The following is a 24,184-nucleotide window of genomic DNA, read 5'->3' as shown; positions in this document are numbered from 1 at the left end:
TCGGCTCTACGACGAACAACTAATCTCCAAATGCTTGCCCCAATCCGGCGGCCGCTGGGCGTATTGCTCCATCCCCGCCTGCTCTTCAAAGGGTTTGCTCAGCACTTCATGCAATCGACGTACTTCGCTGTAGTCGCCTGATTCGGCGGCGGCGATGGCGTTTTGTGCAAGGTAGTTGCGCAGGATGTACAGCGGGTTTACCGCGTGCATGCGCTCACGGCGCTGCACTTCGCTGTAGTCCCCGTCTCGCGCAACGCGGGCTTTGTAGCGTTCGGCCCAAGCATCAAACCCTGCGAGGTCGACGAAGTCATCGCGCAGCCGCGCCACAGCTTGCGCTGCGGGCTCATCACCCAAGCGGCGGAAGAACAGCGTGTAATCGACGCCGCTGTTCTGCATCAGCTTGAGCAACTGCTCCACCAGCTTCTGGTCATCGTCTTCGGCGGTGGTCAGCCCAAGCCGGCGGCGCATCAGGTCCAGGTAATGGGCCTGGTACAGCGGCAGGTAAAGGCCAAGCGCCTCTTTCAAGGCGTCAACGCTGATAAACGGCGTGAGCGCCTGGGCCAGCGCGCTGAGGTTCCACTGCCCAATGGGCACCTGATTGCTGAAGGAATAGCGCCCTTCGTGATCGGAGTGGTTGCAGATGAAATGCGCGTCAAAGTCATCGAGGAACGCAAACGGCCCGAAGTCGAAGGTGATGCCCAGGATCGACATGTTGTCGGTGTTCATCACGCCGTGGCAGAAGCCATAGGCCTGCCATTTGGCGATCATTTCGGCATTGCGCTCGACAATTTCGCGGAACATCGCCAGGTACGGCTCGGGCTGCTCGCGGCACTCGGGGTAGTGCAGGTTCAACACGTGTTCGGCCAGTTCAGCCTGCTGCTCGGGCTTTTTGGTGTAGTAAAAATATTCGAAATGCCCGAAGCGGATATGGCTGTGCGCAAGGCGCAGCACCATGGCGCCGCGTTCCTGTTTCTCGCGCCAGACGGGCGTGCTGGAGCCGATCACGCACAGGGCGCGGCTGCTGGGAATGCCCAGCGCATGCAAGGCTTCGGAAGCGAGAAACTCGCGGATCGAAGAGCGCAGCACCGCGCGGCCGTCGCCCATGCGCGAATAAGGCGTCATCCCGGCGCCTTTGAGGTGCAAGTCCCAGTGTTCGCCGGCCTCGTTGTACACCTCGCCCAGCAACAGCCCACGGCCGTCGCCCAGTTGCGGGGTGTAGCCGCCAAACTGGTGGCCGGAATAGACCATCGCCCGCGGCTCCGCTTCGGCCCACAACTTGTGCCCGCTGAACAGCTCGGCAAACACCGGCGTTTCGGCCACCGCCGGGTCGAGGTCGAGCAGCGCCATGGCGGCGTTGCTCGCCACCACAAGGCGCGGCTCATCAAGGGGTTCAGGCAGTACGTGGGTTGAGAACGCGTCGCCCAGGCGTGCGAAGCGGTTGTCGAAGGTCAGTTCGTCGAGGGCTTTCACCGGCCATCTCCAGCAGAATGTCCGAGCATTCTGCTGGGGATAGACGCGTTAGTCGAGTTTGCTCGGCGGTGGTTCTTGCACGCCGCCGTCGTTGGCGGGTTTGGCCGGGGTGTCGACTTCCACCAGTTTGTATTCCTGACCGTGGAGGTTCTTGAGGTAAACCTCCATCTGGCGGAACGAGATGTTGATGTGGTGGTTCTTGAACTCGCGGTTGATAAAGCGGTTCACCTCGTCGATCACCGGGTTGCGGTCACCGAGGTCGCGCACGTGCATGCGCAGTTCGTGGTCGAGGGTGCTTTCGCCGAAGTTGAGGAAGTACACGTGGGGTTCCGGCTCTTTCAACACACGCGGGTTTTCTCGCGCCGCCTTGAGTAAGAGTTCCTTCACCAGGTCCAGGTCGGAGCCGTAGTCCACGCCCAGTTTCAGGGTCACGCGGGTGATGGTGTCGGTCAGCGACCAGTTGATCAGTTGCCCGGTAATAAACGTCTTGTTCGGGACAATGATGTCTTTGCGGTCAAAGTCGGTGATGGTCGTCGCACGGATGCGGATCTTGCTGACCGTGCCCGACAGGTTGCCGATGGTGATGGTGTCGCCGATACGCACCGGGCGTTCGAACAGGATCATGATGCCGGAGATAAAGTTGGCGAAGATCTCCTGCATCCCGAAGCCCAACCCCACCGACAGCGCTGCCACCAGCCATTGCAACTTGTCCCAGCTCACCCCGAGCGTGGACAGGGTGGAGACAAAGCCGACGCCTGCAATCACATACGACAGCAAGGTGGTTGTGGCGTAGGCGCTGCCTTGAGCCAGGTCCAGCTTGGACAGCACCAGCACTTCCAGCAAACCCGGCAAGTTGCGCGCCAGGGCGAAGGTGATGCCGATGATGATCGACGCACCCAGCAGGTCGCCGAAGCTGATCGGCACCATGCTGATGTTTGCGCCGGTGCCGCTGGTGTATTCGTACAGGGTGATGTTGTCCAGGTAGGAGAACACGGTGATCAGGTCTTTCCACACCCAGTACAGCGCCGCGATAAAGCCGCCGAGCAGGGCCAGGCGGATCAGGCGCATGGACTGTTCGTTGACCTGTTCGATGTCCAGGGTCGGTTCTTCGATCACCGCTTCGCCATCCCCGGCTTCCTTGGCTGCCTGGCGTTTGGCCAGTGCTCGCGCGTAGGCCAGGCGCCGTGCGGCGACGCCCAGGCCGCGCACGAAGGTGGCTTCGATCACCAGCCAGAACATCAGCAGGTACAGGGTATTGATCAAGCGGTCGCTGAGTTTGAGCGCGGTGTAGTAATAGCCAAAGCACACCGCCAGAAACAGGGCGACGGGCAGGGCGGTGAACACCAGGCCCACGGCTTTACGAAACAGTGAGGCTTTCTCGTGGGTCGGGCTGTTCAGCAGCAGGCGGCCCAGCAACCAGGCCATCAGCGCGTAGCACGTCAGCACCACACCGATGCCCAGTACGTCGTCGGCCAGCGCCTCGGGTTGGTGCTCGGCGATGGCCACGACGGCCACCAGTGCCAGCACTACCAGGCCAAGTTTGCGCACCCAGCCTTGCAGGAATTCAACCTGGGGTTTCTCCCAACGAAAGTGCAGTTCCGCCACGCCGCCCGGCGCCAGGATGCGGTAGGCGGTGTAGAACACCAGCCACGCTTGGGCGATCTGCAGCAGTGCATCGCCCAGGTTGGCGTTTTGCCCGCGGGCGTCGATCTGCAGCGCGTAGCCGCACAGCGCCAGGCCCAGGGACACCGGCATCGCCAACAGAATGTTGATCAGGATGGCCTGCGGCGTGTGCCACTGGCTGTCGCGCTTGAAGTGGCCGATGTCCAGGTGAACCTTGTTCAGCCGTTGGTACAGCGCTTTACGCCGCCACAACAATGCACCGATCAACAGCAGCAGTGGCAGGAACAACAGCGGGCGCTGGGTCAGGCCGTCGTACAGTTCGCTGACGCTGGAGGCCCACGGCAGAGTGGTGATCTGTTTGTTCAGGTGCGCCGGTACGGTTTCCAGCCACTCGGTGTCCAGCGGCTTATTGCTGGGGATCCAGAACATTTGCTCATCCAGCGTCGCGCGCAGGGTGGTGGCGGTGCTGAGCAGTTGTTTCTGGTTCAGTTGCAGGGTGATCGATTCGTTCAGCAGTGCGCTCAGCTCACGGCTCAGGCGCTCGAGCAAGTCGCTGCGGGTGATCGCCAATTCCAGCAAGGTGCGGCGCAGTTGCGGCGTCACGTCTTCCGGTGGCTGGTTGGCCAGCAAGTTATCCACATAGGCACTGGGTGAGTTGATCTGCTCACGTTGCTGGTTGATCTCGAACTGGTACAGGCGAATGTTGGCGATATCGTCCGCCAGGTCGCGGTCGACCGTGAGACGGGGCAGCGCCTGTTTCTGCTTGTAGAGGATCTTGGAGAGCAGCAGGCTGCCCTTGAGCACGTTGATTTGCTCGTCCAGGGCCGAGTCGCTTTGCGTCACTGCGTCCAGTTGCTGCTTGGTCTTGAGGTTGGCCTGGGTCAGCTCGTTAAGGCGGTCGGTACTCTTGAGCAGGTAGTCGGACAGCTTGAGGTTGGCCGCGCTTTCCGAGGCCAGCAAGCTGCTGCCCCCGGCTTTCTGCGCTTCGATGGACTGTTGGGTCACGGTCTGCTGGGACTGGGCCAGGCGTTTCTGGTTGATCAGCGTTTGCAGGTCCTGGATTTCCTGCTCCAGGCGGCTGGTTTTCTCGGTCGCCAGGTCGCGCTGGCTATTGCCCAGGTCTTGCAGTTGGCTGTTGCCGGCCAGTTCCTGGCGGCGCAGTGGAATCAGGGCATTGAGGGCGGCCAGTTCGGCATTCAGTTGGTTGCGCTGGTCGCCGGTGAGGGTCTTGCCGTTGTCTTTGCCCGCCTTGAGGATCGAATTGATCTGCTGGATGCGGGTCTGGCTGTTGCTGATTTCTGTCTGGGCGCGTTCGGGGCGGGTCTGGGCGGCGACGGACATGCTGTTGGCGTCGGCCACGGTTTTTTGCAGATCGCCTTGCTGAGTGGTGCGTTGCACCAGCAATTGCTCAAGCTGCGGCACCGGCAGGGTGGCGTAGCGCTGCGCCACCGGGATGATTTTAGTGGCCTTGAGCCGCACCAGTTCGCGCTGGTTTTCAGTGGTTTGGCGCGGGGCGTCTTCGAGCTGGCGCTTGAGGTCGACAAGGCGCTGCTCGTAATCCTGCTTGTTGCCCAGGTAGGTCAGGGTCTGTTGCAGGATGGTTTGCAGCGCCTTCATGTCGGCGTCGGGCAGCTTGCGGTCGGGCAGTTTGTCCAGGGTTTGCTGGATGGACTCGGCGCTGGGCGGGTCGGCGGCGTAAACGCTGCCGACACAGAGGGTCAGGCCCAGCAGGGCAGTGGCTAAAAAGGTGCGCAGAGTTGTCATGGATACCGGTCGAGCAAGGTAAAGAAGGTGGGGGCGTGGCGCCATAGCCCCGCAGTTTAGAGGAAGAGTCCAGGGCCTGGACGACTTCCTTCGGGGAATTTGACGCCGACTTTTCCGATTCTGTTCCCGTCCATGACCGCGACGGTCCACAGCGTGTTGTTCCATTCCACTTGGTCGCCCACCACTGGCGCGCCGCCGACCTTCTGGGTGATGAAGCGACTCAGCGGCATATCCGGGTCGATACCCTCAAGCTTGAGGCCGTACAGCGCCGACACCGCGCCCAGCTGGGCGTCGCCTTCGAGCACAAAGTCGCCGAAGAAGCGCAGGTCGAGACCGCGTTGCGGCGCCTGGCTGAACAGTTTGCCCAGGGCCGGCAGGTTGTGCTCGTGGCCGATCACACAGAGCAAATCGTCGACTTCAAGCACCGTACTGCCCGACGGATGGAGCAGTTGCTGGCCACGGAACAGCGCGGCGATCCGCGTGCCTTCGGGCATTTTCAGTTCGCGCAGGGCCGCGCCGATGCACCATTTTTCTGCGCCCAGGCGGTAGACGAACAGCTCCCACTCGCTGGTAACGTGCACTTCCAGGGCGGCGCGGGAGATCGGCGCAGGGTCGGGCGGTACGGTCACTTTCAGCAGCTTGGCCACCCACGGCAGGCTCGTGCCCTGCACCAGCAGCGAGACCAGCACGATAAAGAACGCCAGGTTGAAATACAGCTGCGCGTGCGGCAGGCCGGCCATCAGCGGGAACACCGCCAGAATGATCGGTACCGCGCCGCGCAGGCCGACCCAGGCGATAAAGGCTTTCTCGCGCCCGTGGAACGCCTTGAACGGCAGCAGGCCGACCATCACCGACAGCGGCCGCGCAAACAGGATCATCCACAGCGCCAGGCCCAGGGCGGGCAGGGCGATGGGCAGCAAGTCATGCGGCGTGACCAGCAGGCCCAGCACCAGGAACATGCCGATTTGTGCTAGCCACGCCATGCCGTCAAGCATATGCAAAATGCCATGGCGGCTGCGCACCGGGCGGTTGCCGATTACCAGGCCGCACAGGTACACGGCGAGGAAGCCGCTGCCGTGCAGGGCGTTGGTCAGGGCGAACACCACCAGGCCACCGGCGATCACCAGGATCGGGTACAGGCCGGTGGCCAGGTTGATGCGGTTGACCATCTGCAGCATCAGCCAGCCGCCGCCCAAACCGACGATGCCGCCGATGCCGAACTCGCGAATCAGGTGGGTCAGCAGGCTCCAGTGCAGGCCGGTCTGGCCGGTGGCGAGCATGTCGATCAGGGTCACGGTGAGAAACACCGCCATCGGGTCGTTGCTGCCGGACTCGATTTCCAGGCTGGCGGTCACCCGTTCGTTCAGGCCTTTGCCGCCCAACAGGGAGAACACCGCGGCGGCGTCGGTTGAGCCGACAATCGCGCCGATCAGCAAGCCTTGAATGATATTGAGGTTGAATAGCCAGGCCGCGGCCATGCCGGTGAGGCCGGTGGTGATCAACACCCCGACCGTGGCCAGCGACAACGCTGGCCAGAGTGCCACGCGAAAACTCGCCACCCGTGTTCGCAAGCCGCCGTCGAGCAGGATCACTGCCAAGGCAAGGTTGCCCACCAGGTAGGCGGTCGGGTAATTGTCGAAGATGATGCCGCCGCCATCGACGCCGGCGATCATGCCCACGGCCAGGATGATCACCAGAATCGGGATCCCCAGGCGGGACGAAAGAGAACTCACCAGAATGCTCGCACCCACCAGCAACGCGCCGATCAAGAACAGGCTGTTGATGGTCGTCGCATTCAAAGGCAGTACTCCAGAACTGGGAAGACAGGGCGCAAACTGACCATGCAGTCTGCGTGCCAGCGATTCTAACCTGTTGAATTGCTGTGCTGTCAAAAAGCTTTTTCTGAATCGCACAGATCCAAATGTGGGAGCTGGCTTGCCTGCGATTGCGGTGTGTCAGTCACTGGGGTATCGACTGTTAGATTGCTATCGCAGGCAAGCCAGCTCCCACAAAGGATCACCGCAGTCAGTTACAGGCGAAAGCGCCCCACCATCCCGTTCAAATCCACTGCCAGGCGCGACAACTCGCTGCTTGCTGCACTGGTTTGGCTGGCGCCGGTGGCCGATTGCACCGACAGATCACGAATGTTCACCAGGTTGCGGTCCACTTCCCGCGCCACCTGTGCCTGTTCTTCTGCCGCGCTGGCGATCACCAGGTTGCGCTCGTTGATCTCGACAATCGCGGTATTGATGGTGTCCAGCGACAGGCCCGCGCCTTTGGCGATGTTCAATGTCGATTCCGCGCGTTCGGTGCTGTTACGCATCGAATCCACCGCGTGTTCGGTGCCGGCCTGAATGCTGCCAATCATCCGCTCGATCTCGCTGGTCGACTGCTGGGTGCGATGGGCCAGGGCACGCACTTCATCAGCCACCACGGCAAACCCGCGCCCGGCTTCACCGGCACGTGCGGCTTCAATTGCGGCGTTCAGCGCCAGCAGGTTGGTCTGGTCGGCCAGGCCGCGAATCACGTCCAGCACCTTGCCGATGTCACGCGATTCATTGGCCAGGTCGCCAATCAGCGTGGCGGTGGCCTGCACATCACCGCTCATGCGCTCGATGGCGCTGACGGTTTCCTGCACCAGATCACGGCCATCACCGGCAGAGGTGGTGGCGTTGCGCGAGGCTTCTGAAGTGCTGACCGCATTGCGCGCGACTTCTTCCACGGCGCTGGTCATCTCGTTCACCGCTGTGGCGGCTTGTTCGATTTCATTGTTTTGCTGGGTCAGGCCGCGAGCGCTTTCGTCGGTAACGGCGTTCAGCTCTTCGGCGGCGGAGGCCAGCTGCGTGGCGGAACCGGCAATGCGCTGCAGCGTGTCGCGCAATTTTTCCTGCATCTTGGCCATCGCCGCCAGCAGGCGTCCGGCCTCGTCGTTGCCGTCGACCTTGATCGGGCGGGTCAGGTTGCCTTCGGCCACTTCTTCCGCTGCTTCCAATGCCTGGGAAATGGGCAGGGTGATGCTGCGGGTCAGCAGCCAGGCGAACAACAGGGTCAGCAGGGTAGCGATCACCAACAGGCTCACCACCATATTGAAGGCCATGTTGTATTGGTCCTCGGCGTCCTTATTGGTGGTCAGGGCCATTTTGTTGTTGAGCTCCAGCAGGCGCGTGAGCACGGCATTGACCTGCTCGGAGTTGCTGAGCAATTCGGTGTTGAGCAATTTGCGCAGATCGTCGACTTGATTGGCCTGGGAGAAGCTCTTCATGCGCTCTTCAATCTGATGGTATTGACCGAGCAAGCGCACGTACTCGTCGTAGGCCGAACGCTCTTCAGCACCCTCGATGAGTTTTTCGTAGACAGCCTGGGCGGTGCGGATCTGCTGATTACGCAGCTCAAAAGCTTCCAGGGTTTTTTGCTGGATCTCCGGCTCGCGGTTGGTCAGCAGGCGGTACGACAATACCCGCAGGCGCAGGGTCAGTTGGGTGAACTCGTCGAGGGCGCGAATGCTCGGCACGCTGGCCAGGGTGATGTCTTCCGTGGCAGCACGGATCTTGCTCATTTGGTTCAGGGCGAACACACCGAGAAACAACATCAACGCGCCAATCAACGCAAAGCCGAGAAAGGCCCTCGGAGCGATATTCATATTACGAAGCGACATGCGGGAATCCTGGGGGAGCGCGCGATCCGTGCGGCCATGAGACGGTCAGTCCCCCTCTATCGGTCGTAGGACTAAAGTCTAAAGGGGCCTGTGCGTTTTTGTCGCATCTGACGAGGGGTTGGGCGGATTCAGGAACCAGATCGGGTAAATGCAGTCACTAAGGCTCGAAAGTGCGGCCCGGCCCTTAAATATCGGGCTGCGCGCCTGGGATAACCCTGGCATCCGAGGTGAATTTTCTTTATCGTCACCGCCCTTTGAAAAAGCCCGAGAAATCAAAATGTTAGAAGCATCCCTCAGCCAACTGGAACAACTGGTCAGCGACCTGGTACAGCAGAATCAGGACCTACTGGGCAGCAACGAATCCCTCAAGGCCGAACTGGCCCGCGCCAAGGATGAAAACGACAGCCTGCAACTGAACCTGATGGAACAGGAAGAAAAGCACGGCGCTACCGCCGCACGCATCCAGGCCCTGGTTGAGCGTGTGAGCGCAGGTCCTGTCGGCGCATGAATGAAGGGATAAAGGTCGTTTCGATTCTCGGAGAGGATTACTCGATCAAGGCGCCGGACGGGGAAGATCAAACCCTGATGCACGCCGTGACCATGCTCAAGGCCTCCCTGGCCACCACCAAGAAAAAGTACCCGACCCTGATCGGTGACAAATTATTGGTACTGGCTGCGCTGAACCTGTGCGCCGAGCAGATCGAAATGCAAAAGCACCACCAGCAGGAACTCGACCGTTACCAAGAGCAAGTCAGCGCCACGGTCGAAGTGATTTCCAAGGCGATCGGAACGCCTTAGAACCACGCATCCTGCATCCCCAGGCACGTGTCATCGCGTGCCTCCAGAATCGCCAGTTCATGATGGCAGCTCGGCACTTCCCAGGTCAGGAAGTACCGAGCAGCCTGGAGCTTGCCTTTATAGAAGGCAGCATCCGCCGCATTGCCTTTGGCCAGGCCTTCCTCGGCGCGAATCGCCTGCTCCAGCCAGCGCCAGCCAATCACCGTGTGCCCGAACACCTTCAAATACAGTGCCGAATTTGCCAGGCTGCTGTTGACCTTGCCTTGGGCGAGATCGGTCAGCAGGCCAATTGTCACGCTTTGCAGGCGGCTGACCAATTGCTCCAGCGGTTCGCGCAGGGCCGTCAGTGAGGCGTATTGCTGTGCTCGAGCGCCTGTCTCGGCGATCAGGCGGATCAGTTGCTTGAGGCCCGCGCCGCCATTCTGCGCGAGCTTGCGCCCGAGCAAATCCAGGGACTGGATGCCGTGGGTGCCTTCGTGGATCGGGTTCAGGCGGTTGTCGCGGTAGTACTGCTCCACCGGGTATTCGCGGGTGTAGCCGTGGCCGCCGAGAATCTGGATCGCCAGCTCGTTGGCCTTGAGGCAGAACTCCGACGGCCAGGATTTGACGATGGGCGTGAGCAGGTCGAGCAGTTCGTGGGCTTGCTTGCGCTCGCTTTCGGTTTCCAGCGTGGTGGTGTCATCGAACAACCGCGCGGCATACAGGCCGAGGTCGAAGGCGCCTTCGACGTAGGCTTTTTGTGTCAGCAGCATGCGCTTGATATCGGCGTGCTGGATGATCGAAACCGGCGCGGTGCCTGGGTCTTTGCTGTCGGGCAGGCGACCTTGTGGGCGTTCGCGGGCGTATTCCAGCGAGTAGAGGTAGCCGGCGTAACCGAGCATGACTGCGCCCATGCCCACGCCGATGCGCGCCTCGTTCATCATCTGGAACATGCAGCTCAGACCCTGATGCGGCTTGCCGACCAGATAGCCGACGCAATTGCCGTTATCGCCGAAGTTAAGCGCCGTTGACGTGGTGCCGCGCCAGCCCATCTTGTGGAACAACCCGGCCAGCAGCACATCGTTGCGCGCGCCCAGGCTGCCATCCTCGTTGACCAGGAACTTGGGCACGATAAACAGCGAAATACCCTTCACCCCGGCCGGCGCATCCGGCAGCTTGGCCAGCACCATGTGCACGATGTTTTCCGACAGCGAATGGTCGCCGCCGGAGATGAAGATCTTGTTGCCCTTGAGGCGATAACTGCCGTCAGCCGCTGGCTCCGCGCGTGTACGAATATCCGACAGGGATGAACCGGCATGCGGCTCGGTCAGTGCCATGGTGCCGAAAAAGCGGCCCTCGATCATTGGCTGCAGGAAGCGCTGCTTCTGTGCCTCGGTGCCAAAGCTTTCGATCAGGTTGGCGGCGCCCATGGTCAGGAACGGGTAGGAGGTCGAGGCCGCGTTGGCCGACTGGAAGTGCGCAAAACAGGCTTGCGATAGCAGGGTCGGCAACTGCATGCCGCCGGCTTCGAAGCTGCGCGCGGCGTTGAGAAAGCCGGCTTCGAGGAACGCGTCCACGGCGGGTTTGACGTCCGGGATCAGGATCGCCTTGCCGTCTTCATAGCGCGGTTCGTTTTCGTCGTTTTTGCGGTTGTGCGGCGCGAAGTACTTTTCGGCAATGCTGCGCGCGGTGCTGATGGCGGCATCGAACGTTTCGCGGTTGTGCTCGGCAAACCGCTCGCGCTGGGTCAGGCCCTCGGCATCGAGGACTTCGTACAGCTCGAAAGCCAGATTGCGGGAACTGAGCAGCGTCTCGGACATGGCGGCTTACCTTTTAAGGGAATGGCCGGAGTCTAAGTGCGCAAATAGAGGCTGGATAGCAAGATTGATTTGCGTGATGCAGAGGCAGAACGCGAGAAGGGCGTTGCGAACGCGGTCAATGTGGGAGCTGGCTTGCCTGCGATGAGGCAGTGCCAGCCGACATCTTCGTCACTGACCCGCCGCTATCGCAGGCAAGCCAGCTCCCACATTTTGACCGCGTTTCGTCAGTTAGCCGATAGTCATCAGGCTGGCGTTACCGCCCGCCGCAGCGGTGTTAACACTCAACGCCCGCTCAATTACCAGACGCTCCAGCGCAATCGCCGTCTCGCCCTGTGACAAGCCATGCACCCCGACAATCGCCCCACCACGCTGCGCCACTTGCTGGCACACCGCACGCAATTGATCGGAATCACCGTGGTGCAGGACCGCGTCGAATACCACCTCATCCTTGGTCCAGTCAGCCACGCGCTTGATCTTCGCCTGAACTTCCCTCGGCAGGCGTGGGAACAACGCTTTAGTCAGGTCAGTTTCCGGCCATACCGCCGAACCGCCGACGGCTAATACCGCCGCCAGTTGCGTCAGCAGATCACCTTCCACGTCCGCCAGACACAGCACGTGCTCGCGGGGCAGGATCGCGTAGCTGTTGCGCTCGCCGGTCGGGCCGGCCAGCTGGCGAGTAATACCGCTTTGCGACTGCGCGGCGAACTGGTTGCACAGGGCGCTCAGTTCGCTGAACTTGTGGCCCTCGGCCCAGGTTTTCAGGGCGGTCAGCGGTTGGCTCATGGCATCGCGCAGACGCACGTCCGGCGCGGCCAGCTTGTCGCCACGCACGAAGGACTGTTCGATCGCATCGGTAGGACGAGTCGACAGCAGACGGTACAGGTACAGCGGCCCACCGGCTTTCGGGCCAGTGCCCGACAGGCCTTCGCCGCCGAAGGGCTGCACGCCAACCACCGCGCCCACGATGTTGCGGTTCACATAGACGTTACCGGCGTGAACATTGTCGATCACCTTGGCGATGGTCTCGTCAATGCGGGTGTGCACGCCCAGCGTCAGGCCGTAGCCGGAGGCATTGATCTGCGCGATGAGCTGGTCGATCTCTTTGCGCTTGTAACGCACCACGTGCAGCACCGGGCCGAAGATCTCGCGTTGCAGTTCGTCGAAGCTTTCCAGCTCGATCAGGGTGGGCATCACGAAGGTGCCGCGCTTGATCTCCTCGCCATCGGCAATCGCCACCTGGTACACGTTGCGACCTTTGTCACGCATGGCCTGGATGTGTTTCTCGATGCCAGCCTTGGCTTCGGCGTCGATCACCGGGCCGATGTCTACCGACAGGCGCTCCGGGTTGCCCAGACGGCATTCAGCCATGGCACCCTTGAGCATTTCGATCACACGGTCTGCCGAATCTTCCTGCAGGCACAGAACGCGCAGGGCCGAGCAGCGCTGGCCGGCGCTGTCGAAGGCCGAGGACACAACGTCGATGACCACTTGCTCGGTCAGCGCCGAAGAGTCGACGATCATTGCGTTCTGGCCACCGGTTTCGGCGATCAGCGGAATCGGGCGGCCCTGGGCATCCAGGCGGCCCGCAACGCTGCGTTGCAGCAGGCGCGCCACTTCGGTGGAGCCGGTGAACATCACGCCTTTGACGCGATCATCTCCCACCAGGCGGGCACCGACGCTTTCGCCCTGGCCCGGCAGCAGTTGCAGCACGCCTTGCGGAATGCCGGCTTCGAGCAAAATGCGCACAGCTTGTGCCGCCACCAGCGGGGTTTGCTCGGCAGGCTTGGCCAATACCGGGTTACCGGCAGCCAGTGCGGCAGCCACTTGGCCGCTGAAGATCGCCAGCGGGAAGTTCCACGGGCTGATGCACACCACTGGGCCCAATGGGCGGTGGGCGTCGTTGGTGAAATCGTTACGGGCCTGTACCGCGTAGTAGCGCAGGAAATCCACGGCTTCGCGCACTTCGGCGATGGCGTTGGCGAAAGTCTTGCCGGCCTCGCGGGCCAGCAGGCCCATCAACGGCTGGATCTCACCTTCCATCAAGTCGGCGGCACGCTCCAGGATCGCGGCGCGCTCGGCGGGCGGGGTGGCCTGCCAGATCGGGCCGGCATTGATCGCGCATTGAGTGGCGTTGTCGACGTCTTCGACGGTGGCTTCCTGTACATGGCCCACCACGTCACGCAGGTCGGAGGGGTTCAGCACAGGTGCGGCCGGCTCATTGCTGGAGGCGCAACCCAGCATCGGCGCGGCTTTCCAGTCGTTATGCGCGGTAGCCAGCAAGGCGCAGGACAACGACGCCAGGCGGTGTTCGTTCGCCAGGTCGATACCGGCCGAGTTGGCGCGGTCGCTGCCATACAGGTCACGCGGCAGTGGAATACGCGGGTGCGGCAGGCCGAAGCCGCCTTCCAGCGTGGCCATCTGCTCGATGCTGGCCACTGGGTCGGCCACCAGTTCCTGAATCGAAATAGTGTGGTCCGCAATACGGTTGACGAACGAGGTGTTGGCGCCGTTTTCCAGCAGGCGACGCACCAGGTAGGCCAGCAGTGTTTCGTGGGTACCGACCGGTGCGTACACGCGGCACGGACGGTTCAGCTTGCCCTCGGAAACCTTGCCTACAACCTGCTCGTACAGCGGTTCACCCATGCCGTGCAGGCATTGGAACTCGTACTGGCCGGGGTAATAGTTCTGACCGGCGATGTGGTAAATGGCCGACAGGGTGTGGGCGTTGTGCGTGGCGAACTGTGGGTAGATGGCTTCCGGCACCGACAGCAGTTTGCGTGCGCAGGCAATGTAGGAAACGTCGGTGTACACCTTGCGGGTGTACACCGGGTAGCCTTCCAGGCCTTCAACTTGGGCGCGCTTGATCTCGCTGTCCCAGTACGCGCCTTTTACCAGGCGGATCATCAGGCGATGGCGGCTGCGGCGTGCCAGGTCGATGACGTAGTCGATCACATACGGGCAGCGTTTCTGGTAGGCCTGGATCACGAAGCCGATGCCGTTCCAGCCGGTCAGTTGCGGCTCGAAGCACAGGCGTTCGAGCAGGTCGAGCGACAGCTCCAGACGGTCGGCTTCTTCGGCGTCGATGTTCAGGCCAATGTCGTAGTGCTTGGCCAGCAACGTCAGCGACAGCAGGCGCGGGTACAGCTCGTCCATCACACGCTCGTACTGAGCACGGCTGTAACGCGGGTGCAGCGCCGAGAGCTTGATGGAAATGCCCGGGCCTTCATAAATCCCACGGCCGTGAGAGGCTTTGCCGATGGAGTGAATGGCTTGTTCGTACGAGGCCAGGTACTTCTGGGCGTCGTGTTCGGTCAGCGCGGCTTCGCCGAGCATGTCGTAGGAATAGCGGAAGCCCTTGGCTTCGAACTTGCTCGCATTGGCCAGGGCTTCGGCGATGGTTTCGCCGGTGACGAACTGCTCGCCCATCAGGCGCATGGCCATGTCGACGCCCTTGCGAATCATCGGCTCGCCGCTCTTGCCTATAATGCGGCTCAGGGACGAGGTCAAACCCGCTTCGTTGTGCGTGGCGACCAGTTTGCCGGTCAGCAGCAGGCCCCAAGTGGCGGCGTTGACGAACAGCGACGGGCTGTTGCCCAGGTGCGGTTGCCAGTTGCCGGTGCTGATTTTGTCGCGGATCAGTGCGTCGCGCGTGCCCTTGTCCGGGATGCGCAGCAGCGCTTCGGCCAGGCACATCAGGGCCACGCCTTCCTGGGACGACAGGGAAAATTCTTGCAGCAGGCCTTGAACAATACCGGCACGGCCGCCGGCGCTCTTCTGATTGCGCAACTTCTCGGCAATCGAGGCGGCCAGCTTATTGGTGGCTTCGGCCATCTGCTGCGGCAGGCGCGCCTGCTCGATCAGCATCGGCACCACTTCCGGTTCCGGGCGGCGGTAGGCGGCGGTGATCGAGGCGCGCAGTACCGATTGCGGCAGGATGCTTTCGGCGAACTCCAGGAAGCACTGGTGGGCGTGGTCAGGCTGAACCTCGCCAGCGTCCTCCGCGTCCTTGCTGCCCAAGCCATTGAGCTCGTTCAGGGTTGCACCACCCTCCAGTTTCTCCAGGTAATTGAAAATCGCCTGCTTGATCAGCCAGTGAGGCGTGCGATCAATGGAGGTCGCGGCGGCCTTGAGGCGTTCGCGGGTCGGGTCGTCGAGTTTGACCCCAAGGGTGGTCGTTGCCATCTTTTTATCCTCATGGGTGCCACTACTGCGTGGCATCTGCTGGCGGCAAGATTAGCTTTGCCCATGCAGAGGTGCAACCGGGTGCAACCCAAATTGTTCAGGAAATTTTTGATCGTGATCGGGAAAAAATCCGGCCTTCAGCAAAATCTGCTTTCCCTTGGTGCGTTTACTTCTGAGGTCGGCTGTTCTTGCTCCGAAAAGGAGCAAAAAACCATGGGTTTGGCCTAAACATGTCTAGGTGCAACTTATTCTCAAGAAACTGGTTGCACCTTATTTGCTTTGTTGAATAGCATTCGCGCCCAAGGTGCAACCGCCTGCAAGGTTCGGTTCATCGGCTGGCGGCTTTCCTGGGGAAACGCCAGTCATAAATGCACGGCACGCAGTCTCGTCTATCCGCTTATCAACGGGTGGCCGTCTGACACAGACCGTCGCTACATAAAAACAAAGCCAGGGCGTCACTCTTATGAGCGTAAGTAATCCTACCCTGATCACATTTGTGATCTACATCGCAGCAATGGTGTTGATCGGCTTCATGGCCTATCGCTCCACCAACAACCTCTCTGACTACATCCTCGGCGGTCGCAGCCTCGGCAGCGTGGTCACCGCGTTGTCCGCCGGTGCTTCCGATATGAGCGGCTGGTTGTTGATGGGCCTGCCGGGCGCCATCTACATGTCCGGTCTGTCGGAAAGCTGGATCGCCATCGGCCTGATCGTCGGCGCGTACCTGAATTGGTTGTTCGTGGCCGGCCGCCTGCGGGTGCAGACCGAGCACAACGGCGACGCCCTGACGCTGCCGGATTACTTCTCCAGCCGTTTCGAAGACAAAAGCGGCCTGCTGCGAATCATCTCTGCGGTGGTGATTCTGGTGTTCTTCACCATTTATTGCGCTTCCGGCATCGTGGCCGGCGCCCGTCTGTTTGAAAGCACTTTCGGCATGTCCTACGAGACCGCGCTGTGGGCCGGTGCTGCCGCGACAATTGCCTACACCTTCGTCGGTGGTTTCCTGGCAGTCAGTTGGACAGATACCGTACAAGCCACGCTGATGATCTTCGCGCTGATCCTGACGCCGATCATTGTGTTGCTGGCCACCGGTGGCATCGACACCACGTTCCTGGCGATCGAAGCCAAGAACCCCGACAACTTCAACATGCTGAAAAACACCACCTTCATCGGCATCATTTCGCTGATGGGCTGGGGCCTGGGTTACTTCGGCCAGCCGCACATCCTCGCGCGTTTCATGGCGGCGGATTCGGTGAAGTCGATTGCCAAGGCGCGTCGCATCTCCATGACCTGGATGATCCTGTGCCTGGGCGGCACCGTGGCGGTGGGCTTCTTCGGTATCGCTTACTTCTCGGCGCACCCGGAAGTGGCCGGCCCGGTCAACGAGAACCACGAACGTGTGTTCATCGAACTGGCCAAGCTGCTGTTCAACCCGTGGATCGCCGGCGTGCTGTTGTCGGCCATTCTGGCTGCGGTCATGAGTACCCTGAGCTGCCAGTTGCTGGTGTGCTCGAGCGCGCTGACCGAAGACTTCTACAAAACTTTCCTGCGCAAAAACGCCTCCCAGGTTGAGCTGGTGTGGGTCGGCCGCGCGATGGTGCTGCTGGTTGCCCTGATCGCGATTGCCATGGCAGCCAACCCGAACAACCGCGTGCTGGGCTTGGTGAGCTACGCCTGGGCCGGTTTTGGCGCCGCGTTCGGGCCTGTGGTGCTGATCTCGGTGATCTGGAAACAGATGACCCGCAACGGCGCACTGGCCGGCATCCTGGTCGGCGCGGTCACTGTGATTGTGTGGAAGCACTTCGAGCTGCTGGGCCTGTACGAAATCATCCCGGGCTTTATCTTCGCCAGCCTGGCGATCTACGTCGTCAGCAAGCTGGGCGCACCGACTGCCGGTATGGTCGAGCGTTTTGACGCGGCGGAAAAAGACTACAACCTCAACAAGTAATTCGTCGGGTGTTAAGCGCCCGTTGAATTGGAAAAAAGGCCCGCGTCCTACGGATTGCGGGCCTTTTTTTGCGTGTGATTTGGGTTGGTCCGAAGAACTTTCTGATGCGCGCGCGTAGGGATTTACTGATTTGTCTGGGGCGTGCTCAGCAGGGCGCACCCGTAGTGCAGAATCGGCCGCCTACCCTTCGCAGAGAAACACCGGATGTTCGCTCCTGCCAATCAAAGTGCGTTTAACCTGACCCTGGATGGGGTTGCCAGCGACCTCAAGGTCTACAGCTTCCAGGGTGAGGAGGCGCTGAGTCAGCCTTACTGTATCGACCTTGAACTGGTCAGCGAACAGCCCGATCTCGATTTGGAAAGCCTGCTGCATCGCCAGGCCTATCTGGGGTTCGATGAGCTGGGGCATGGGGTGCATGGCCTGGTCTATCGAGTCGGGCAGGGCGAGTCGGGGCGGCGCCTGACGCGTTATCAGATCCGTCTTGTGCCGCATCTTAAGTACCTGGCGCACAGCAGTCATCAGCGTATTTTTCAGCACAAGAGTGTGCCGCAGATTGTGGCGCTGGTGTTGGTCGGGCAAGGCATCCTGAGCGACCGCTTTGAGTTTCGCCTGAGCGGTACTTATCCACTGCGCGAGTATTGCGTGCAGTTCGGCGAGACTGATCTGGCGTTCATTCAACGTCTGTGCGCCGAGGTGGGCATCCACTACCACTTCCAGCATTCGCCCGATGGGCACCTGCTGGTATTCGGTGATGACCAGACGGTGTTCGCCCAGGCCGAACACCCCACTCCCTACAGCCCCGGTTCCGGGATGGTGGCGGCAACACCGGCGATCAAGCGCTTTGCGATGCAACTGGAAACCCGCACAACAGGGGTAAACCTGCGCGATTATGATTTTCGTAAGCCGCGCCTGACGCTGGAAAGTGCCGTGGCTGGCGAACAGCTTCCGCGCCTTGAAATGCAGCAGTATCCCGGCCACTTTTCCGATCGCCCCCATGGAAAATACCTTGCGCAGCGAGGCTTGGAGCGCCTGCGCAGAGACTCAAGAGCCGCCCAGGGTGAAGGCGATGATCCCGCCTTGGGCAGTGGCCGGTTCCTCAGGCTTGGCGGGCACCCGCGAGAAAGCTGGAATGATTTGTGGCTGGTCACCCAGGTTTCCCATCAGGGCAAACAACCCCAGGTGCTGGAAGAGGCTGTTACTGAGGCTTCAGGTGAGGGTTTACGTCAGGGTTATCACAACACGTTTATCGCCGTGCCATGGGATGTGATTTTCCGCCCACCCTTGCCTGAACTGCCGCGACCGAGCATCGGCGGTTATCAACACGCGGTGGTTACCGGGCCTGCCGACAGTGAAATCCATTGCGACGAATACGGCCGGGTCAAGGTGCAACTGGCCTGGGACCGTGACGGGGAACACAACGAGCACTCCAGCTGCTGGCTGCGTGTCGCCAGTGGCTGGGCGCATGATCGTTACGGCTCGGTGCTGATACCCAGGGTCGGTATGGAAGTGCTGGTGGGGTTCGCCAATGGTGACCTGGACATGCCGCTGGTGATGGGCTGCCTGCCCAACGCGGCGAACCCTCCGCCCCTTGACCTGCCGGCAGACAAGACCCGCAGCATCTTTCGCAGCCAGAGCAGCCCGGGGGGTGGCGGTTACAACGAGCTGCGCATCGAAGACCGCAAAGGCGCCGAGGAAATCTACCTGCGCGCCCAGCGCGATTGGACTCAGCATGTGCTGCATGACCAGCAAGTGCAGGTGGATAACCAGCGCCGGGTGAAAGTGGGCGGCGAGTCGCACCATGAACTGCAAGGCGAAGAGCAGCGCATTACCCATGGCAACCGCCTGACTGAACTCAAGCAGGACGATCATTTGGTGGTCGGTGGCTCGCAGCAGATGCGTGCAGGTCGCACCATCCAGATCGGAGCGGGGCAGAGCATCGTCATCGACGCCGGTGCGAGCGTGACAATCCAGGCCGGAGGGCAGTCGATCACGCTGTCGGCGGGTGGGATTTTCAGCAGCGTGCCGATCCAGCTTGGCGGCGCGCCGGCTGCCGCGACTGCGCCGTTAATGCCGGGGATAAAGGAAAAGCTGCTGGCGGTTGTTCCTGCCCCGTTAAGCCGCGTGCAAGTGGCCAGCCTGAAACGTAGCGCACCTTTTTGCGAAGAGTGCGAGCGCTGCAAGAACGGCCAGTGTGACCTCCCGCAGCATGGGAATAAAGGTCCGGGACCCTCTGCCGGGAAAGCTGCTGGCGTCGAGCCGGGGTTTCATATCGTGCAGCGCGCAATGTCTCGGGATGCCTTGGAAAAGTCGCTGTTCGAATCGCCCAGTGCGATCGTGCTGGAGCGGTTTCGCGGCCTCAATCCACAACTCACGCAGTACGCCAGGCCGGGGCAAATGCTCGTCCTCAGCGACCCGCTTAACAGCCAATGCACGCGTGAAGAGGCATTGCTGATGGAGGCGGCGAAAGAAGTGAACGATGCACTGACGCCGATGAGCGATGACGAGGCGGCGTTTATGGTTGAGCACCAGCAAGAGGTTGGTGCTTTTTTTGGCGCAGAGTTCGATGGCGTTGGGGGTGGGATCCAGCATGGTGGAAAATCATTTAACGCGGACCAAGTCCGTCCTCGTAGATCTTGAAAAGTTGCACGTCAAAACCTTTCAGGCTCAGGGCAATTTGCAAGGTGCAGAATTTTTCGCCAAACGTCAGAAGCTGTTAACTCAACTGGATAACAGCCTCGGGCCTCTGGTACGCAAAGGAGTTGGCATTGCCGATCACCCAAAGCTCAAAAAAGCATTGGGGATTTCCAGTCGTAGTTTGGTTCATCATTGGAGCAAAGCGGGTGTGTCAGGGGGGATTCCTGGATATGCGACGCATATTCAAAGTGTGGCGCGGGCGAGCCAGTATATGAAGGTCGGCGGGTTTGTCGGTATTGGGCTAGGGGGGGCAGCGTCCGCATTGAAGGTGAAGGAAACGTGTCGAGTTGGAAGCAGGGATGAGTGTCAGCAGGTCAAGTTCACCGAAAGTGGGGCATTCGTTGGAATGGTAACTGGTGGGGTGGTTGGTGCTATGGGAAGTGGGGCCATATGTGTCGGTATTGGCGTTGCTACCGTCGGGGTGGGTGGAGCGGTTTGCGCTGTTGTAGTCGCGGGGTTGGGATCTGCTGTAGGGGGTAACGCATTTTCTAAAGTGGGTGAAACTATTGGGGAAGTTGTTTATAAGGTTGTCCGATGATAAATGACTCGGAAATCATTTTTTTGATGTCCTCCTTAGGCTTGTTTTTGTCCGGTATTTTTATTATTGGTATTTGGTTTTATATGGTTTTTTTTAGAATGTCAGAAATTGTCAGATGTTTGGGGCGGTCATTAGTTGTTCAAAATAGGAGCTCCCTTTTGAGCGCTGGGCTGGTCGGTAAGTTTTATATTCTAAGTGGTGTCTCGGGTGTGTTGGTTTTTCCTCAAAAATCAATTGAAAGAGGTGAGCTTGACCCAGATGACTATAGGCGGTTTCCGAAGCCCTTAAATTTTTGGATTGTATCCTCTGCGACAGCAGCAATTGTGCTCACATTAGGTGGTGTGGTGATGGCCTTGGCAATTAATTTTCTAGGGTGGCCTACCTAGAGTACTTAAGATTTTATCGCGTAGCGATAAAATTTACTGAGTCAATTGAATAACTGTCTCGGACCTCTGGTGCGTAAAGGCGTTGGCAAGTGTAAGTGCATTGTCTGGCAATAGGGGCGAAAAGTTAGGCGAAAATATCTATGAGGTTGTACATTGACCCATGGGGTGTTGTGACATGTTTAGCTTTGTTGCCTCAACTTTGTCCTTTGAAGATGCAAGGATTATTTACTGGAGCTTAATGGTTGCGTGTTTTTTATTTATTTTGATTGTTCCTGTATGGGCTTTGTATCTTCTTATTTTAAGATCGAAAAGATACGGAAGAACTTCAGGCGTAGTTGGTATGTTATAAGTTCGGGTGGAAGTATCGGTTGGGATCCTATAAGTAGATCGTGGGCGATAAGGGCTGTGATCGGTGCTTTCGCCTTCCCCGCACACTCTATAAAACACGGATGTCTTAGTGCTGAGGACTACGCTGAGTTTCCGAAGATGCTCAAATTTATTTTGAAAAGTCTAGGTGTCTGTTCAGTGGCCTCCGGCCTTGGTATTTTTATTTTGCTTGTAATAGGAGAGCTTGTGGGATGGGAGGATGTTGATTGGTTTTAGATTAGGCGAGAGCTTTTCAAAATGTAATTGTTGACGCTTTGTTTGTGACAGCAATTGTTATGAAAAACGAATCATTGCTTGCGTCCTCCTTTGAATGGAATGTACCTAATGCCGAATCAGTTGTTACCAGAAACTTGGTTAACCCATTGTCCCCTTCAGACGACTGAGAATGCCTTCGTCATTCTCAGTAACGCCAGCGACGCAAAGCCGGTAGATGTCTGGCGAAAAATGGCAGCTGGTATGCCGCCCCAGCCCATCTGGGCAAGCACGGCCTATGCTGAGTGGACTGAGGTCATGCCTTACGTCGCCATCATCGAGCCCGAAAGCCTATTCCTCGACTGGATAGCAACCACCGAATCTACGGACTGGGGTTGGCTGGCCGTATCGTCCAGCCCACTGGAAACAGTGGTCGCGCACCTGCAAAGCTTGACCAAGGTGCTGTTGCCCGAGGGGCAGGAAGTATTTTTGCGCTTCTGGGATGGCGGTCAATTTCTGGCGATTGTGCAAAACATCGGCGATGAGGCGGGGAAGGTGTTGCCGGTATTTCAACGTTACCTGATCAACGGCCAACCGCTAACGGTTGCGACTGGCCCGGTCACTGCCGCCAAAACCAGCCCATGGTGGCAAGTGCCTGCCTCGTTGCTGGAGCATCTGGCAGAGCAATCACCCCACGTGCTGATCGACAACTTGCTGCAATGGCTCGAAGAGCAGCGCCCCGACCTGCATACCGCTTTCAAGCCTGCGATCTTGCGCCACAAGGTCGCCTGCTTTGCGCGCGGGGCGGATGTCAGCCAGGGGGCGCTGGCCGACTATCTGGCCTCAGAGTTGAGTTGACGCAGCGCCTGCTGAAAATAGCCATCAGTGTGAGGGGTTGTTGTGGCGAGCAGGCTTGCCCTGCGTCGGGCTGCGTAGCGGCCCCAAAACCTGCCACTGAGTTCTGGCAAAAAAAAGAACGCGGTGACCGTTTCAGGGCTGCTGCGCAGCCCAACGCGGGGTGAGCCCGCTCGCCACACTCTGCCCCTTTGCTCCTGTAGAAGGTAAACTTCGCCCCCTGCGCAGGAGCAACCATGAATTATCGTCACGCCTTTCACGCCGGCAACCACGCCGATGTCTTCAAACACCTGACCTTGACCCGCCTCATCGCTCTGATGTCGCGCAAGGAGCAGCCGTTCGCCTACCTCGACACCCACGCCGGGATCGGGCTGTACGACCTGCAAGGTGATCAGGCCAACCGCACCGGTGAATACCTGGAAGGCATCGCCCGCTTGTGGGGCGAGAGCGACCTGCCGCCGCTGACCGCCGACTACATGCGCGTGTTGCATGAGATGAACCCGGATGGCCAGTTGCGCTACTACCCGGGCTCGCCAGAACTGGCGCGCCGCCTCACGCGGCCTCAGGATCGTGTGCTGCTGAATGAAAAACACCCGGAAGACGGCGTGCTGCTCAAGGACAACATGAAGGGCGATCGCCGCGTCAAAGTGCACTTGGGCGAAGGCTGGCATGTGCCGCGTGCCTTGCTGCCGGTGCCGGAAAAGCGCGCGTTGATGCTGATCGATCCGCCGTTTGAAAAGCTCGACGAAATGCAGCGCTGCGCGGCGTCCCTCAAGGAAGCGGTCAGCCGCATGCGCCAGACCGTTGCGGCGATCTGGTACCCGGTGAAAGACCAGCGCATGTTGCGCCGCTTCTACCAGGACCTGGCCGGCACCGGTGCGCCGAAGTTGCTGCGGGTGGAGTTGCTGGTGCATCCGCTGGACACGCCCAACACCCTGACCGGCTCGGGCCTGGCGATTGCCAACCCGCCGTGGGGTTTGGAGGAGGAGTTGCGTGAGCTGCTGCCGTGGTTGTCCAAGAAACTTGGCCAGACCCAGGGTGGGTGGCAGATGGATTGGCTTATCGCTGAGTAATCAGATCTCAAGCCAAGCACAAGACTAAATGTGGGAGCGGGCTTGCTCGCGAAAGCGGAGTGTCAGTTAACAGATATGTCGACTGATATACCGCATTCGCGAGCAAGCCCGCTCCCACATTTTTTGATCTGCGTTGTGCTTAGATCGGGCAGGTCACGCCCGTGCCGCCGATCCCGCAATAGCCCTGTGGGTTCTTCGCCAGATATTGCTGGTGATACGCCTCGGCGAAGTACACCGTCGGTGCTTCTTCGATTTCTGTGGTGATGGTGCCCAGGCCGGCCTTGGTCAGCTCGCCCTGATACGCCTCGGCGCTGGCTTTGGCCGCTTCCAGATGCTCAGGCTTCACGGCGTAGATCACCGAACGGTACTGGCTGCCGATGTCGTTGCCCTGGCGCATGCCTTGGGTCGGATTGTGCAGCTCCCAGAACATTTTCAGCAGCTCTTCGTAGCTGATCTTGTCTTGGTCGAACACCACCAGTACCACTTCGCTATGGCCGGTCAGGCCCGAGCAGACTTCTTCGTAAGTGGGGTTCGGCGTGTAGCCGCCGGCGTAGCCGACCACGGTGCTGACCACACCGTCGCGCTGCCAGAACCGGCGTTCGGCACCCCAGAAACAACCGAGGCCGAAGATCGCGAACTCGACGTTGTCGACAAAGGGGCCGAGCAGCGGGTTGCCGTTGACGAAATGCGTCTCTGGCAGTGCCATCGGGGTTTCACGGCCAGGCAAAGCTTGTTCTTGAGTGGGCAACACGTTTTTGTTCACCAGAATTTCCGAGCGCAAGACCATGAGCAGTCCTCTCGTCAGGTTGAGTTAGCGGTA

Annotated in this window: 13 protein-coding genes and 3 pseudogenes; 8 read left to right on the top strand and 8 right to left on the bottom strand. The window is 60.0% G+C overall.

Annotated elements, in window-relative coordinates; all coding sequences use genetic code 11:
• Positions 1-6: 6 nt before the first annotated feature.
• The 5 genes and pseudogenes from selO to ACM530_RS07635 form a co-directional block, all read right to left on the bottom strand.
• A complete protein-coding gene (gene selO, locus ACM530_RS07655) occupies positions 7-1,470 on the bottom strand; it encodes a protein adenylyltransferase SelO (RefSeq protein WP_369301609.1) in 1,464 nt (487 codons plus the stop codon).
• 48 nt (positions 1,471-1,518) lie between these two features.
• Complete coding sequence (mscK, locus tag ACM530_RS07650; protein ID WP_242198854.1) at positions 1,519-4,857, bottom strand: mechanosensitive channel MscK; 3,339 nt, start codon at positions 4,855-4,857, stop codon at positions 1,519-1,521.
• 56 nt (positions 4,858-4,913) lie between these two features.
• The gene (locus ACM530_RS07645; RefSeq protein WP_106577559.1) at positions 4,914-6,656 is read right to left on the bottom strand and encodes a potassium/proton antiporter; all 1,743 of its coding nucleotides are present in this window, start codon (positions 6,654-6,656) and stop codon (positions 4,914-4,916) included.
• Positions 6,657-6,886: 230 nt separating this feature from the next.
• Positions 6,887-7,486, bottom strand: a pseudogene (locus tag ACM530_RS07640) (methyl-accepting chemotaxis protein); the annotation flags it as partial.
• A 303-nt stretch (positions 7,487-7,789) separates the two neighbouring features.
• Positions 7,790-8,446: pseudogene (locus ACM530_RS07635) on the bottom strand (MCP four helix bundle domain-containing protein); the annotation flags it as partial.
• A 343-nt stretch (positions 8,447-8,789) separates the two neighbouring features.
• Here ACM530_RS07635 and ACM530_RS07630 point away from each other — a divergent pair.
• Positions 8,790-9,020, top strand: a complete 231-nt coding sequence (locus ACM530_RS07630; RefSeq protein ID WP_038844376.1) for a hypothetical protein — start codon at positions 8,790-8,792, stop codon at positions 9,018-9,020.
• Positions 9,017-9,310, top strand: a complete 294-nt coding sequence (locus ACM530_RS07625) for a cell division protein ZapA (RefSeq protein WP_119738009.1) — start codon at positions 9,017-9,019, stop codon at positions 9,308-9,310. Before ACM530_RS07630 ends, ACM530_RS07625 begins: the two co-directional genes overlap by 4 nt.
• On the opposite strand, the gene ACM530_RS07620 is transcribed toward ACM530_RS07625, so the two are convergent.
• The gene (locus tag ACM530_RS07620; RefSeq protein ID WP_416364532.1) at positions 9,307-11,109 is read right to left on the bottom strand and encodes an acyl-CoA dehydrogenase; all 1,803 of its coding nucleotides are present in this window, start codon (positions 11,107-11,109) and stop codon (positions 9,307-9,309) included. The genes ACM530_RS07625 and ACM530_RS07620 overlap by 4 nt on opposite strands.
• Before the next feature lie 228 nt (positions 11,110-11,337).
• Positions 11,338-15,291 (bottom strand): trifunctional transcriptional regulator/proline dehydrogenase/L-glutamate gamma-semialdehyde dehydrogenase, encoded by a 3,954-nt coding sequence (gene putA / locus ACM530_RS07615; protein ID WP_416364531.1) that lies wholly within the window; start codon positions 15,289-15,291, stop codon positions 11,338-11,340.
• Between the two features lie 463 nt (positions 15,292-15,754).
• Between putA and putP the strand changes: the two genes are divergently transcribed.
• The 6 genes and pseudogenes from putP to ACM530_RS07585 all read left to right on the top strand — a co-directional run bounded on the left by putP (position 15,755) and on the right by ACM530_RS07585 (position 23,364).
• Positions 15,755-17,239 (top strand): sodium/proline symporter PutP, encoded by a 1,485-nt coding sequence (gene putP, locus ACM530_RS07610; protein ID WP_145160050.1) that lies wholly within the window; start codon positions 15,755-15,757, stop codon positions 17,237-17,239.
• A gap of 204 nt (positions 17,240-17,443) precedes the next feature.
• Positions 17,444-19,447 (top strand): annotated as a pseudogene (gene tssI / locus ACM530_RS07605) (type VI secretion system tip protein TssI/VgrG); the annotation flags it as partial.
• 379 nt (positions 19,448-19,826) lie between these two features.
• Entirely contained in the window at positions 19,827-20,471 is a 645-nt protein-coding gene (locus ACM530_RS07600) for a hypothetical protein (protein ID WP_416364530.1), read from the top strand.
• Positions 20,468-20,857 (top strand): hypothetical protein, encoded by a 390-nt coding sequence (locus ACM530_RS07595; protein ID WP_416364529.1) that lies wholly within the window; start codon positions 20,468-20,470, stop codon positions 20,855-20,857. The genes ACM530_RS07600 and ACM530_RS07595 overlap by 4 nt, the downstream gene beginning before the upstream one ends.
• A 711-nt stretch (positions 20,858-21,568) precedes the next feature.
• Positions 21,569-22,294 carry a DUF4123 domain-containing protein gene (locus ACM530_RS07590; protein WP_416364528.1) on the top strand — a complete coding sequence of 242 codons (726 nt, stop codon included), beginning with the start codon at positions 21,569-21,571 and terminating at the stop codon, positions 22,292-22,294.
• A gap of 233 nt (positions 22,295-22,527) precedes the next feature.
• Positions 22,528-23,364, top strand: coding sequence for a 23S rRNA (adenine(2030)-N(6))-methyltransferase RlmJ (locus ACM530_RS07585; RefSeq protein ID WP_016975658.1), 837 nt, complete (start codon positions 22,528-22,530; stop codon positions 23,362-23,364).
• 139 nt (positions 23,365-23,503) lie between these two features.
• Here the strand turns inward: ACM530_RS07585 and msrA are convergent, their stop codons facing one another.
• Positions 23,504-24,151, bottom strand: coding sequence for a peptide-methionine (S)-S-oxide reductase MsrA (msrA, locus tag ACM530_RS07580; protein ID WP_106577569.1), 648 nt, complete (start codon positions 24,149-24,151; stop codon positions 23,504-23,506).
• Positions 24,152-24,184: the final 33 nt, after the last annotated feature.

Source organism: Pseudomonas sp. NFX183 (assembly GCF_047943075.1).
Lineage (GTDB): Bacteria > Pseudomonadota > Gammaproteobacteria > Pseudomonadales > Pseudomonadaceae > Aquipseudomonas.
This window is presented reverse-complemented; position numbering and strand designations above follow the sequence as displayed.